The sequence below is a fragment of the Deltaproteobacteria bacterium GWC2_65_14 genome (assembly GCA_001797615.1).
Taxonomy (GTDB): domain Bacteria; phylum Desulfobacterota; class Deferrimicrobia; order Deferrimicrobiales; family Deferrimicrobiaceae; genus GWC2-65-14.
In genome coordinates, this window is sequence record MGPV01000017.1 from 86,397 (window position 1) to 100,398 (window position 14,002).

Annotated in this window: 10 protein-coding genes; 5 read left to right on the forward strand and 5 right to left on the reverse strand. The window is 68.0% G+C overall.

The features are described 5' to 3' along the window. The 4 genes from A2X88_04410 to A2X88_04425 are packed head-to-tail and all read right to left on the reverse strand — an operon-like array spanning position 1 to position 4,234. A complete protein-coding gene (locus A2X88_04410; GenBank protein OGP35135.1) occupies positions 1 to 1,842 on the reverse strand; it encodes a penicillin-binding protein 2 in 1,842 nt (613 codons plus the stop codon). Then, the gene (locus A2X88_04415; protein OGP35136.1) at positions 1,839 to 2,324 is read right to left on the reverse strand and encodes a hypothetical protein; all 486 of its coding nucleotides are present in this window, start codon (positions 2,322 to 2,324) and stop codon (positions 1,839 to 1,841) included. The genes A2X88_04410 and A2X88_04415 overlap by 4 nt, the downstream gene beginning before the upstream one ends. After that, on the reverse strand, positions 2,321 to 3,163 hold the full coding sequence (locus A2X88_04420; protein ID OGP35137.1) for a rod shape-determining protein MreC: 843 nt from the start codon (positions 3,161 to 3,163) through the stop codon (positions 2,321 to 2,323). Before A2X88_04420 ends, A2X88_04415 begins: the two co-directional genes overlap by 4 nt. A 39-nt stretch (positions 3,164 to 3,202) precedes the next feature. Further along, positions 3,203 to 4,234 carry a rod shape-determining protein gene (locus A2X88_04425; protein OGP35168.1) on the reverse strand — a complete coding sequence of 344 codons (1,032 nt, stop codon included), beginning with the start codon at positions 4,232 to 4,234 and terminating at the stop codon, positions 3,203 to 3,205. A 188-nt stretch (positions 4,235 to 4,422) separates the two neighbouring features. On the opposite strand from A2X88_04425, the gene A2X88_04430 reads away from it, so the two are divergent. Both A2X88_04430 and A2X88_04435 read left to right on the forward strand, forming a co-directional pair. Next, positions 4,423 to 6,291, forward strand: a complete 1,869-nt coding sequence (locus tag A2X88_04430; protein OGP35138.1) for a hypothetical protein — start codon at positions 4,423 to 4,425, stop codon at positions 6,289 to 6,291. Positions 6,292 to 6,445: 154 nt separating this feature from the next. Further along, a complete protein-coding gene (locus A2X88_04435) occupies positions 6,446 to 7,426 on the forward strand; it encodes a hypothetical protein (protein OGP35139.1) in 981 nt (326 codons plus the stop codon). Positions 7,427 to 7,510: 84 nt separating this feature from the next. Here the strand turns inward: A2X88_04435 and A2X88_04440 are convergent, their stop codons facing one another. Continuing rightward, positions 7,511 to 9,958 carry a sodium-translocating pyrophosphatase gene (locus tag A2X88_04440; protein ID OGP35169.1) on the reverse strand — a complete coding sequence of 816 codons (2,448 nt, stop codon included), beginning with the start codon at positions 9,956 to 9,958 and terminating at the stop codon, positions 7,511 to 7,513. Positions 9,959 to 10,488: 530 nt separating this feature from the next. On the opposite strand from A2X88_04440, the gene A2X88_04445 reads away from it, so the two are divergent. From A2X88_04445 to A2X88_04455, 3 genes are read left to right on the forward strand one after another with little or no spacing between them, the layout of a single operon-like run. Then, positions 10,489 to 11,445, forward strand: coding sequence for a tRNA dihydrouridine synthase DusB (locus tag A2X88_04445; protein OGP35140.1), 957 nt, complete (start codon positions 10,489 to 10,491; stop codon positions 11,443 to 11,445). Next, complete coding sequence (locus A2X88_04450) at positions 11,442 to 12,560, forward strand: hypothetical protein (GenBank protein ID OGP35141.1); 1,119 nt, start codon at positions 11,442 to 11,444, stop codon at positions 12,558 to 12,560. The genes A2X88_04445 and A2X88_04450 overlap by 4 nt, the downstream gene beginning before the upstream one ends. Further along, positions 12,557 to 13,999: a hypothetical protein gene (locus tag A2X88_04455; GenBank protein ID OGP35142.1), complete on the forward strand. Its 1,443-nt coding sequence runs from the start codon at positions 12,557 to 12,559 to the stop codon at positions 13,997 to 13,999. Before A2X88_04450 ends, A2X88_04455 begins: the two co-directional genes overlap by 4 nt. Positions 14,000 to 14,002: the final 3 nt, after the last annotated feature.

Consider the following 14,002-nt stretch of genomic DNA (forward strand, 5'->3'; position numbering starts at 1 on the left):
CTACGTTCCCCCTTTCGAGCCTTCCGCCTGCCGGATCCGGAAGTATTCCTGCATCACCGCCTTCACGATGGGTGCGGCGGCGGATCCCCCGTGGCCGCCGTGCTCCACCATCGCGACGACGGCGATCTCGGGCTCCTGCACGGGGGCGAAGCCGACGAACCAGGCGTGGTCGCGGATCTCGTAGGGGAGATGCTCCGATTTGACTCTCTTCCCCTTCATCGCCGCCACCTGGGCCGTGCCGCTCTTTCCCCCCACCTCGATCCCGGGAAGCTTCGCCGCCCCCCCGGTGCCGTGGTCGTTCACGACCCCCGAGAGCGACCGTTTCAGGAAGGCGGCCGTTTCCGGGCGGAACTGCAGGCTGGCTTTCACCTCCTCCGGGACCTCCTCCACCGTCCCGTCGAACCGGAGGATCCTGCGCACCAGCCGGGGACGTACCACCTTACCCTCCGCGGCGATCGCCGAGTAGGCGGAGAGCATCCCCAGCGGCGTCACGTGGATCGCCCCCTGGCCGATCCCCAGCAGGACGCTGTCGGACGGGAGCCACCGCTCCTTCCTCGCTTCCCGCTTCCAGGCGACGTCGGGCACCAGCCCCTTCCGCTCCCCCGGCAGGTCGATCCCCGTCTGCACGCCGAGACCCATTCGACGTTCCAGTTCCGCCACCCGGTCCGGGTCCAGCTTCAGCCCGAGGGTGTAGAAGTAGACGTCGCAGGACTGGACAACCGCCTTGTACATGTCGACGCGTCCGTGCCCCTTCTCCTTCCAGCAACGGAAGCTCCGGTTCCCGAGCGTGAAGGATCCGTTGCAGGAAACCGCGGCCCGCGGGTCCTGTGCCCCCGATTCCAGCGCCTCGAGGACCAGCAGCGGCTTCACCGTCGATCCCGGCGCGTAGGTTCCCTGGACCCCCTTGCTCTGCATCGGGTTGCGGGGGTTCCGGACCAGCGCCTGCCATTCCTCCGCCTTCAGCTTCCGGGAAAAGAGGTTCGGGTCGTAGGCCGGCGTGGAGACCAGCGCGAGGATCTCCCCGCTCCGCGGATCCATCGCGATGACGGCGCCGGCCCGGGTTCCCATCGCGTCGTACGCCGCTTTCTGGATCTCCGCGTCCAGCGTGGTCTGGACGGTATCCCCCCTCCTCGGGGTGACTTCCCTCACGAGACGCCGGTCCCTTCCTGCGGCGTCCACCTCGACGTACCGCCCCCCGTTCTCCCCCCGAAGGGCGCTTCCCCAGGTCTTCTCCAACCCGTTCTTCCCGACGAGGTCCCCCATGAAGACCCCGCCGTTATCCCCCGGATCCAGTTCCTCCTCGCTCGCCTCCCCCACGTATCCCAGCACGTGCGCAAACTGCGCCCCGAACGGGTAGCTCCGTTTCGCCTCGACGAGGATGGAGAAGCCGGGGAGCGCCTCCCGGTTCAGCTCGATGACCGACACCTGCTCGAACCGGATGTCCCGGGCCACGGTGATGCTCTTGAAGGGGTTCTTCCTCTTCGCGGCGAGGATCCGCTCCCGGGTCTCGGCGGGGTCGAAGTCCACCACCTCGGCGAGCAGGCGGAGCTCCCGCTCGAGATCCGGCACGTCGCCCGGGAAACAGATCAGGTCGAAGGAGGCGGCGGTCTCGGCGATGGAGCGGCCCTTCCGGTCGAGGATGACCCCCCGGGGAGCCCGGATCGCCCGGAGCCGGAGCCGGTTGTTCTCGGAGAGGGTGCGGAAATGCTCGCTGCGCACCACCTGCATCCAGTAGAGCCGGCCGAGGAGCAGCAGGAAGAACCCCAGGGCGATCCATTGCAGCAGCCCGATCCGGGCGCCGACCCAGGGATCCTGCTCCCGCTGCCGGATCCTCTCCCTCATTCCCGGACCCGCTGCCAGCGCGACGACAGGTCCAGGAACAGGAAGACGGCGACCAGGGAGGTCCAGGCGATCCGGACCGTCTCCTTCCACCCCCAGAGCAGAGAGAAGATCCGGGCGCCGGAAAGGTGCATCAGCAGAACGATCGAGAAGGACTCGACGGAGAGCAGCCCCGCGGCGACCGCCAGAACGTGCAGCTCCGACCGGAAAAACACGCGCAGGCCGATCTCCCGGGAGAGGAAATAGAGCGCCATCGACGCGAAGAAGAACGATCCGGGAGGGGCGCCGACCGTCAGTTCCCGAAACAGGGCGGGGGGCAGGGCGACGAGGAACCCGAGGGGCCCCTGGAGGAACAGACCCGCATAGACGATCGCAAGGAACGAGAAGTCCGGGAGAAGGTACCAGGGAAGCAGGCCGGACAGCAGCCAGACATTTGCGGCGGTCCCGGCGAAGGAGATCGCGAGCAGCGCAAGGACGGGCTTCACGGGTTCGCGGCTCCGAACGGGACCGTCGGACGGGAGAGGATGACCAGGACCTCCTCGACCGCATCGAAGCGGACCACGCTCACGACCTGGATCTTCAGGAAGAGGCCCTCCCGGGGGCGGTCCACGCTGAGCACCGTCCCCAGCGGCGTTCCCTTGGGCATGATGCCGTCGAATCCCGAGAAGAGGATCCGGTCCCCCGGCGCGACATCCTGGGTGGGGGCGACATACTTCAGCCGGCAGAGGGTTCCCCCCATCCCCTCCGCGATCGCCTTCACGCGGGTTCTCTCGACGATCACGTCGGCCGCGAACCGCCCGTCCGACAGCAGGAGGACCTCGGAGTATCCCCTGTAGCTCTTGTGCACGCGGCCGACGGCGCCCTCGGGGGTGACCACGGCCATCCCGGGGACGACGCCGCGCTCCGTCCCCGCGTCGATGAAGATCCCCTGGAACCATGGGGAGATCTCGTGGCCGATCACCCGGGCGCCGGCCGTCTTCTTCTCCACCGTCTTCGAGAAGTCGAGCAGACGTTTCAGCCGCTCGTTTTCGAGCGCGACGTCTCTCCCCTCCCGGACCTTCTCCCGGAGGGTTTCGACCTCCCGGCGGAGCTCCTCGTTCTCGCGGGAAACCCCCACCAGCGCGACATACCGTGACCAGGCCGAGTGGATCCGCTGGCGGAGGAAGTCGACGGCCGAGTAGACGGGCCGGAAGACCTCCGCCCCGCGTCCCCGCGCCTCCTGGGCGAAGGACACTTGCGGCGGGCGCAGAAAGAGCTGGATGGCGACCGCGAGCAGCGCGACCGCCGTGAGCAGGCGCCACCAGGTGCGAAGATACCGTCTCATCCAGCGGACTTCAGGGCGGCTCGGTTCCGGAGGCGGCTCCTAGCGGAGGGCGACCTGCCGGAGGAGATCGAGTTCATCGAGGGCCTTTCCGGAGCCGAGCACGACGCAGGAGAGCGGGTCCTCCGCGACGCTCACGGGCAGCCCCGTCTCCTCCCGCAGCAGGAGGTCCAGGCTCCGCAGCAGGGACCCGCCGCCGGCCAGCACGATCCCGCGATCGTAGATGTCCCCGGCAAGCTCCGGAGGGGTCTCCTCGAACACCCCCTTCACCGCGTCCACGATCACGCGCACCGTCTCGGAGAGCGCCTCCCGGACCTCGTCGGCATGCAGGGTGAGGGCTTTCGGGACGCCGGACACCATGTCGAGCCCCTTCACCTCGACCGAATCCTCGAAGCCGGGGAAGGCGTTGCCGATCGTCACCTTGATGTACTCGGCGGTCATGTCCCCGATCAGGAGGTTGTACTTCCGCTTGACGTACTGGAGGATCGCCTCGTCCATCTTGTCGCCGGCCACCCGGACCGAGTGGCTCTTCACGATCCCCCCGAGTGAGATCACGGCGACCTCCGTGGTCCCCCCCCCGATGTCGACGATCATGTTCCCGGACGGCTCGGTGATCGGAAGCCCCGCCCCGATGGCGGCGGCAAGCGGCTCCTCGATCAGGTAGACCTCCCGGGCGCCCGCGCTCTGCGCCGACTCCCGGACGGCCCGCCGCTCCACCTCGGTGCAGCCCCAGGGAACGCAGATGATGATCCGGGGCCGGACGAGGGTCCGGTGCTTGTGCGCCTTCCGGATGAAGTAGCGCAGCATCGCCTCGGTGACCTCGAAATCGGCGATGACCCCGTCCTTGATGGGGCGGATGGCCACGATGTTGCCGGGGGTCCGCCCGATCATCCGCTTCGCCTCCAGCCCCACCGCGAGGACCTTCTTCGCCCCCCGGCTGTCCCGGTGCACCGCGACGGCCGACGGCTCGGAGCAGACGATCCCCTCTCCCTTCACGTAGACCAGGGTGGTGGCCGTGCCGAGATCGATCGCGAGGTCGTTCGAAAACAACCCCAGCAGCCTGTTGAAAATCATCCCGTTCCTCCGGAAATCCCGGACCGCTCCGGGGGGTTCCTGCGTAACGAGGTATAGTAGCAAGCCGGTCCCCGCATTGCAAATGTTGACGGGAATCCCGGGAAACCCATTGAATTCCTCCTGCAAGGCGCATTAGCATAGGATGTTCCGGTCCCTATCCAACGACATCGACAGGGGAGACAGGCTTCATGCTCAGCATCCTCCGAAAGCACGCAGGCTCGTGGTTCATCAAGTTCATCCTGGCCTTCATCGCCCTCACCTTCGTCTGGTGGGGGGTGGGAACCTACTCCGAGCGGGAGCGGGAACTGGCCGCGACCGTGGGGTCGACCCGGATCACCATGTCGGAACTGGGCGAGGCGATGGCGGGTCTCGAGAAATCGTACCGCGACGTGTACGGAAACGCCTTCACCCCGGAGATGGCGAAAGCGCTCGACCTGAGGCGGCAGGCGCTCGACGGTCTCGTCCAGCGGGCGCTGTTCCTCGCCGAGGCGAAGAAAATGGGGATCGTCGCCAGGAAGGCGGAGGTGCAGCGGGAGATCGCCGCCACCCCCGCGTTCCAGGTCGACGGCCAGTTCCGGGAGGACCGGTACCTGGGCGTTCTCTCCTACAACCGGGTCTCCCCGGCGGAATACGAGGCGGCCAAGCGGGACGAGATCACCCTCCGGAAAATGGAGGGGCTGCTCACCGCCTCCTCCCGGGTCTCCGCGGAGGAAGCGCGGGAATTCTTCGACCTGAGCTACCGGAAGATCCGCCTGCTCGTCGTCGCCGCGGACCCTGCGGCGATCCGGAACACGTTTGCGCCGACGGAGGGGGAGATCGCCGCGAACTACGGGCAGACGAACGAGAAATACCGGATCCCGGCCCGCGTGAGGCTTTCGGTGGCCCGGTTCACCCCGGAATTCTTCGCCCGGAAGGCGGAGCCGTCCGAGGAGGAGATCCGCTCCTTCCACGAGGGAAACGCCGACCGGTTCCGCACGGAGGAGTCGCGGCTTCTTTCCCACCTCCTCCTCCCCTATGCGGAGAAGAACCGGGACGCGGTCCGGAAGAAGGTCGAGGAGCTCCTCCCCGAGGCAAATACGGGGCGGGAGCGGTTCGACGCCCTGGCGAAGCGGTATCCCCTCGGGAAAGCGAAGGCGGAGTGGTTCACCCGCCGCGACCTGCGTCCGGAGGTGGCGGAGGCCGCCTTCGCGACGGGAGTGGATTCGGTGGCGGGCCCGCTGGACATGGGCCGGGGGTTTCTCCTCGTGCGGGTCAACCAGATCCGGTTCCCCGAGTCGCTCCCCCTGGCCCAGGTTCGGGAACGGGTGGTCTCCCTCCTCAAGCGGGAAAAGGGGAAGGACCTTGCGGTCGTGAAGGCCTACGAGGCGCACGGAAAGGCGACGGAGTCGCAGGATCTCGCGGCCTCCTGCGCCCCCTACGGGATCGTCCCGGGCGAAACGGGATGGCTCTCCGGCGAACCTTCCGGGGAACTCCCCCCGCAGGTCGTCCAGGAGGCGCTCCTGCTCCGCACGGGGGAGATCGGCCCCGTCAAGACGGTCGGCGACATCCATTACCTGTTCCGGGTCGTCGCGAAGGAGGACTCCCGGATCCCCCCGCTCGACGCCGTGCGGGAACGGTTGCGGCAGGCCCTCCTCGCCGCGAAGAGGGAAGCGGAGGCCAGATCCGGGCTCGAGAAGGCGCTGGCCGGGGCGAAGACGGCGGCGGAGCTGGAGCGGAACGCGAAGCAGGGAGGGTTTCGCGTCGGGAGCACCTCCTATTTCCTTCCCCTCTCCGGGGATCTCCCGGGGGCCCTCGCGGGCGCGGGGGAGATCCGCAGGGACCTGATCGGTCTCTCTTCGGCGAACCCGGTGTCCCCCAAGATCTTCCGGTCGGGCCCGTTCTTTCTGGCCGTCGCATTCCTTGGGGAGCAGCCCCCCGCAGCGAAGGAACGGGAAACCGGCATGGAGGCCTTCACCACGGAGCTCGTGGAGCGGAAAAAAACCGGTCTGATCGGGGCCTTCCTCGCGGAGCGGAAGAAAACGGCCAAGGTGGAGATCCATCCCCAGGCGCTGCAATAGCCGCCCGCCGGGTCCGGCAGCGATCCATCCCTTCCCCCCCTCCCTCTCCCGGGAGGGTTCCCGGGGGGGGCGGACGCTGCCTCTGATCGTTTCCGCCCTTCTGCTCTTCCTGGCGGCGGGGGCTGTCCCATCCCCCGCCGGGGAGCGCGCCACCGTGACGGAGATCGTGGACGGCGACACGGTGCGGGTCCTCCTGGGAGGGGAAGAGCGGACGGTCCGCCTGATCGGCATCGACGCCCCGGAGAAGGGGCACCCCTCCCGGCCCGTGGAGTTCCTCGCCGCCGAGGCGGCCGCGGCCCTCTCCTCCCTCTGCGCGGGAAACCCGGTGATCCTGGAAACGGACCGGGAGGATTCCGACGAGTACGGGCGGCTCCTGCGGTACCTGGTCCTTCCCCCTCCGGACGGACGGCTCGTCAATCTGGAAATGGTGCGGAAGGGGCACGCCCGGGTCCTGACCCGATTCCCCTTCTCCCGGAAATCCGACTATCTGCGGGAGGAGGAGCGGGTGAGGCGGGAGGGAGCCGGCGTCTGGGCCGACGGCGGAATGGCGGAACTCCGCTGGCTCGCGCAGCGCCATCCCGACCCGGTCCGGGTCCATCCGGCGGGAGGAGGACGATACGCCGTCGTCCACGACGGGTGGGGGAAGCCCGGGATCCGGGAGAAGGAGGTGGGGCGCGAGGCCGGGAAGATCGCCCGCCTGGCCGTCGAGTTTGCCGGGGCCGACCTCCCGCGGGAGGCCCGGAAAGCCGGCTTTCTCCCCCTGTCCCCGGAACGGCGCGCCCCGGGCACGCGGGGACCGGGCGAAACGCCCCCTTCCGGAACGGTTCCCTTTGAAGCGGCGTCAGGCCACGAAGGGCGGGAGATCACGGTGGAGGGGGAAATCGTCCGGACCTACCGGAGCCGGCGCAACCTCTACCTCAACTTCCATCCGAACTGGAAACGGTACCTCTCCATCGTGGTTCCGGATGAGGAACTGGCGCGGTTCCCGCGGCCGCCTGAAACCTTCTACCGGGGGAAGCGGATCCGCGTCACGGGGACGGTGTCGCTGTCCCAGGGGGCGCCGCAGATCGTCATCCGGTCGCCGGAGGCGATCGCCGTGCTCCCCCCGTCTCCCCCGCCGCCCGGCGTCCGGTAGCCGGAGGGAGCTCCCCCCGCGGGCAAAAAAACCAGGGCGCGGCGGAGGCCGCGCCCTGTCCGGTAGAACCGGCTGTGGATCCGATCAGCTTGCGGCCTTCCCGTGCGCTGGCTGCATCTCCCCGCCCGCAGGCTCCTCCACCTTGATCCGCATCGCGTAGAAGGAGCGCCAGACGAACACGACGGAGATGGCGAAAAAGACCACCGCGGCCACCCGGCTGGTGACCGCGGGGAGCTCGATCGCCAGCTCGACCGCGAGCAGGCCGAAGAGCGTGGTGAACTTGATGACCGGGTTCATGGCGACCGAGGAGGTGTCCTTGAACGGGTCCCCCACGGTGTCGCCGACCACCGTGGCGTCGTGGAGATCGGTCCCCTTCATGTTCAGCTCGGTCTCCACGAGCTTCTTCGCGTTGTCCCAGGCCCCCCCCGCGTTCGCCATGAAGATGGCCTGGTAGAGCCCGAAGATCGCGATCGAGATCAGGTACCCGATGAAGAAGAAGTGGTTCACGCAGGCGAACGCCAGGGTGGAGAAGAAGATCACCATAAAGATGTTGAACATCCCCTTCTGGGCATACTGGGTGCAGATCTCGACGACCCGCTTGCTGTCCTCCACCGACGCTTTTTCGGTCCCCTCGTCCAGGTTGATGTTCTTCTTGATGAACTCCACCGCGCGGTAGGCCCCCGTGGTGACCGCCTGGATGGACGCTCCGGTGAACCAGTAGATCACGGCGCCACCGGTGACCAGCCCGAGGAGGAAGAGCGGGTTGAGGATCGAGAGCCCCGCTTCCACCTGCCCGGGGAACGTCGCCGTGAGCACCTGGATGATGGCGAAGATCAGGCACGTAGAGCCGACGACGGCGGTGCCGATCAACACCGGCTTGGCGCTCGCCTTGAAGGTGTTCCCGGCGCCGTCGTTCTCCTCCAGGTACATCTTGGCTTCCTCGAAATCCGGCGTGAAGCCGAAGGTCTTCTCGATGTCGTTGGAGATATCGGGCAGCGTCTCGATCATGGAGAGCTCGTATATGGACTGGGCGTTGTCGGTCACCGGCCCGTAGGAGTCGACGGCGATCGTGACCGGCCCCATCCCGAGGAAGCCGAAGGCGACGAGCCCGAAGGCGAAGATGGCCGGCGCCGCCATGATGCTCCCCACGCCCAACGAGCTCACGGCGTACGCCACGGCCATCAGGAAGATGATGGCGAGCCCCATCCAGTATGCGCTGAAGTTCCCCGCGACGAGGCCGGACAGGATGTTGAGCGACGGTCCGCCCTCCCGGGAGGCGGTGAGGATCTCGCGGACATGCCCGGAGTGGGTCGAGGTGAAGATCTTCACCAGTTCGGGGATCACCGCGCCGGCGATCGTCCCGCAGGTGATGATCGTGGAGAGCTTCCACCAGAGCGTCGTGTCCCCCTGGAGCTCCGGGACCAGCAGGTAGGAGAGGACGTAGGTCATCCCGATCGACACGATCGAGGTCAGCCAGACCAGGGTGGTCAGCGGGGTCTCGAAGTTGAACTTGCTCGCCTCCCCGAACTTCGCCCTGGAGAAGATCCCGTTCAGCCCGTAGGACGCCGCGCTGGTGATGATCATCCCGATCCGCATCACGAAGATCCAGACGAGCAGCTGGATCTGGGTCACCGGGCTGGGGACCGCCAGCAGGATAAAGGTGATCAGCGCGACGCCGGTGACTCCGTAGGTCTCGAACCCGTCCGCCGTCGGGCCGACCGAGTCGCCCGCGTTGTCGCCCGTGCAGTCGGCGATGACGCCGGGGTTGCGCGCGTCGTCCTCCTTGATCTTGAAGACGATCTTCATCAGGTCGGAGCCGATGTCGGCGATCTTCGTGAAGATCCCGCCGGCGATCCGGAGGGCGGCCGCCCCGAGCGACTCGCCGATGGCGAAGCCGATGAAGCAGGGCCCCGCATAGTCCCCCGGCACGAAGAGCAGGATGAAGAGCATCATCACGAGCTCGACGCTGATCAGCAGCATCCCGATGCTCATTCCGGCCCTGAGGGGAATCTCCATCGTCGGATACGGCTTCCCGCCGAGCGCTGCGAAGGCGGTCCGGGAGTTCGCAAAGGTGTTGATCCGGATCCCGAACCAGGCGACGCCGTAGCTGCCCAGAATTCCCACGATGCTGAACAGGATGATGATGACGACCTGGACCGTGGCGAAGTGGAGCAGGAACCCGAAGTAGACCACCATGATCGCCGCGATGAAGGCCCACAGGATCGCGAGGAACTTTCCCTGGGTGATCAGGTAGGTCTTGCAGGTCTCGTAGATCAGCTCGGAGATCTCCAGCATCGCCTTGTGCACCGGGAGGTTCCGGATCTGCACATACTGGACGAGGCCGAAGACCATGCCGAAGAAGCAGATGATCAGCCCGTACAGCAGGAGGTTGTGCCCCGACATCCCGAGAAACGACACGGTGCCGAGATCCGGGATCTTCAGCTCCGCCTCGCTGGCCTGCGCGGCGGAGGCGGCGAGCAGCGGAAGGAGCAGGACCGCCGCGGCGAGCAGTTTGGGGGCCAGGCCGGACAGCCTGGACCGGAAAGCCCCGGCAAGCCGGGACGACAGGATTTCACCTTCTCCGCGGCCGGGCATCCGCAACACCCGGAACGCGACGAAGGCCAGGCCGAACAGCCCGATCGTCATGACAGGACTTGGCATTCCTTCCTCTCCTTGTTGTGTGATGAACGCCGTGACGGGGGGATCTCCCCCGGAATCCGGACGAAAACGGAACGAAACCGTGCGCCGCAGGTTCCTGCCGGGCACATTAAACCGTCCTTGAATACCACGACTCCCCCCCACCGTCAAGGGGAAAACCGGCCGCCCAGACCCATTCCCGATGGAGCACACTCCGCGAAGGATGCCGGAGAGGGACCCCGGCTCGCGGGGGAGGGTCCCCGGTTGCCGGCGGAGCTGCCGCAGGAGGGGGGATGAGCGGAGATAAAAAGATTGATCCGCGGGCGGAGGGCGGGCGAAGCGAAGCCCCCCTCCGAGGCGGCGGAGCCCTCTCCGGAAACCCACGAGACGGGGGCAGCGGCGCGGCGGAGTGATATAGTTGGGGGATGGATTTCACCGGGAAACTGATCCTCGCCCCGCTCGCCGGGATCACCGACACCACCTTCCGAAGGCTCTGCCGGGAGAACGGGGCGGACATGGTCGTGACCGAGATGGCCTCCGCGAAGGGGATCCTCCGCGCCCCCGGCCGGACGGGCAGGTTCCTCGAGTATTCCGGGGAGGAGCGCCCGGTCGGGGCGCAGATCTTCGGGGCCGACCCCGGGGAGGTGGGGGCGGCGGCGGCCGAGATCGGACGGATGGGGTTCGACTTCGTGGACATCAACATGGGATGCCCCGTCCGGAGAGTCACGGCGGGCGGGGCCGGGGCGGCCCTGTGGTCGGATCCCCCGCTTGCCGGCAGGATCGTCTCGGCGGCGGTCCGGGACGCCGGCATCCCGGTCACCGTCAAGATCCGTTCCGGGTTCGGGCAGGATCCCGGCGGCTACCTCGAGGTGGCGCGGGAGGCCTTCGCCGCGGGGGCGGCGGCCGTCACCCTCCACCCCCGAACGCGGGGGCAGATGTTCTCGGGACGAGCGGACTGGAGTCAGATCGCCCGGTTGAAGGAGGAATTCCCCGGCCGGGTCGTGATCGGGAACGGGGACGTCCGGGCACCGGAGGACGCGGCGCGGATCGTCGCGGAGACCGGGTGCGACTCCGTGATGATCGGAAGGGCCGCGCTCGGAAACCCCTGGATCTTCGGCGAGGCGAAACGGTCGGCGATGGCGGCGGCGGGAGGAGGACCGGGGCCGGTCCTGCCGGGCCCGGACCCGGAGGCGCGGAAAGCGCTGATCCTTCGCCACGGAGAGGAGATGCACCGCCGCCACGGGGAACACGGGATCCGGGAGATGCGCAAGCACCTGGCCTGGTACAGCCGGGGGATTCCGGGGGCGGCCGCCTTCCGCGGCCGGCTGGTCGGGGTCCGCACCCTCGCGGAACTCCGGGAGGCCGTGGAGCGATTCTTTTGAACGATCTCTTCCGGCAGACGCTCGAGTCGGCGAACATAGGGATCCTCGTCTTCCGGGGAAACGGAAGGCTCGCCTACCTGAACCCCGCCGCCGAGGAGATCCTGCAGGGGTCGGAGCGTGCCTTGTCCGGGAAATCCTACAGGACGATCTTCCGCGGCTCCCCCGTGGCCGTCCGGATCCTCCGGAAGGCGCTGGAGGAGCACTCCGCGGTCACCGCCTACGACGTGGATCTCGCGCCCGTTCGGCGGTCGCCGGCGGCGGGGGAGCCCTCGCAGGCGCTCCCGGCGATCCTCGGAGCCTCCCCCCTGACCGGCCCGGCGGGAGATGCGGGCGGGGCCGTGCTGACGATCAAGCCGGCGGAGATCCTCTCGATGGTCGGCCAGGAGGAACGGGCCGCCGTGAGCGCCGAAGAGATGCAGACGCTGGCCTACGGGATCGCCCACGAGATCAAGAACCCGCTCGGGGGGATCCGGGGGGCCGCCCAGTGGATGCTCCGGGAGGAGACCCCCGAGGAAGAGCGGCGCGAGGGGACCCGGCTGATCCTGCGGGAGGCGGAACGGATCGACGGCCTCGTGGAGAAGATGCTCGAACTGGGGAGGCAGCCCCCCCCGCCCCGCCCCTTCCCCCTTTTCCCGGTCCTCCGGGAGGCGGAGGAGCTGATCCGCTCCGACGTCCGCGCCCGGGGGAAGGAGATCCGGTTCGAGCTGGCGGCCGACCCGAGCCTCCCTCCCGTCTCCGGCCATCCCGACACGATCTTCCGGGCGGTCGTGAACATCCTGAAGAACGCGGTGGAGGCGATCCCGGAGCGGGGGACCGTCCGGATCGGCACGCGGCTGAACGTGAACTACCGGTGGGGCAGGGGCAGGGGGCGGAGGCGCTCCTTCGTGGAGATCTCGGTCACGGACAGCGGGGTGGGGATGACGGAGGAGGACGCCCGAAAGGCGGTTCTCCCCTTCTACACCACGAAGCCGCAAGGGACCGGCCTGGGGCTCGTCATGGCACGCCAGGCGGTCTCCCGGCACGGGGGAAAGATGGAAATTAAGTCGGTGCGGGGAGAGGGCACCACGGTTACAATATCCCTTCCGATCGACACCGGAAAGAAGACGGTCCCGTGAAAAAAGTCCTGATCGCCGACGACGACGAGAGCATCCGCTGGGTCCTCCAGAAGGCGGTCGCGGGGATGGGCTTTTCCCCCGACCTGGCGGAGGACGGAGACAAGGCACTCTCCCTGCTCACCCGGAACCGATACGCCGCGGCCTTCGTGGACATCAGGATGCCCGGCCTCGAGGGGATCGAGGTCCTCGAGAGGGTCCAGGCGAGGCAGTCCCCCACCCGCTTCTTCATCATGACGGCCGTCCGGCGGCCCGACGCGGCGGCCCGTTCCGCTCGCGCGGGAGCCTCGGAGTTCCTCACGAAGCCGTTCGACATCGCCCGCGTCGAGGAGCTGCTCCGGGACGTGGCGAAGGAGGCGGTCTCCCGGGAGCGTCCCTTCCGGACGGAGGATCCCGACGAGTGGAGGTCGGCCCGGATCGTGGGGCGGAGCCGGGCCATCCTGGAGGTCTTCCAGAACGTGGGGAAGGTGGCCGATACCGACGCGACCGTCCTGCTCCTGGGCGACCGCGGGGTCGGCAAGGAGCTCGTCGCCCGGTGCATCCACGACCTCGGCACTCCGGACGGCCCGTTCGTGGCGGTGAACTCCTCGGCGATCCCGAAGGAGCTCCAGGAGGCGGAGCTCTTCGGCTTCGAGAAGGGGTCCTTCACGGGGGCCGACGCGGCCCGCGAAGGGAAGCTGGAGGCTGCCGCGGGGGGGACCCTCTTCCTGGACGAGGTGGGGGACCTGCCGGCGGACCTCCAGGCGAAGCTCCTGCGCGTCCTCCAGGAGCGGGAGTTCGTCCGGATCGGATCGAACGCCACCCGGAAATTCCGCGGGCGGGTCCTCGCGTCGACGAACCGGGACCTGCGGAGGATGGTCGCCGACGGGCGCTTCCGGGAGGACCTCTTCGACCGGCTGAACGTCTTCCCGATCCGGATCCCGCCCCTCTCGGAGAGGCGGGAGGATATCCCCCTGCTCGCGGACTTCTTCCTCCAGAAATATTGCTCCCTCCTCTCCCGGCCCCCGCGCTCCTTTTCCCGGGAGGCGCTCGAGGAGATCTCCTCCCGCCCCTGGAAGGGGAATGTCCGGGAGCTGGAGAATTTCGTCCAGCGGCTGGCCGTGCTGTCCACGGGAAAGCTGCTCCGGAAGGACGAGGTCGCCCGGGAGCTCGCGAAGGGGGAGGGGGCCGTCGACCTCGCCACCGCCCCGCTGGAGCAGGTCATCGAGGAGCGAGTGCGGGAGTTCGTGAACCGGTTCGGGAAGGCGATCGACTCCGAGACCGGCCTCCACGACCTGTTTCTCCGGCAGATCGAGAAGCCGCTGATCCAGGTGGTGTTCGAGGCGACGGGAGGCAACCAGATCCGGACCGCCGCGATCCTGGGGATCAACCGGAACACCCTGCGGAAGAAGCTGGCCGCCTATTCCCTGCTGCCGAAACCGCGGAAGCGGAAGAAACGGTGACCC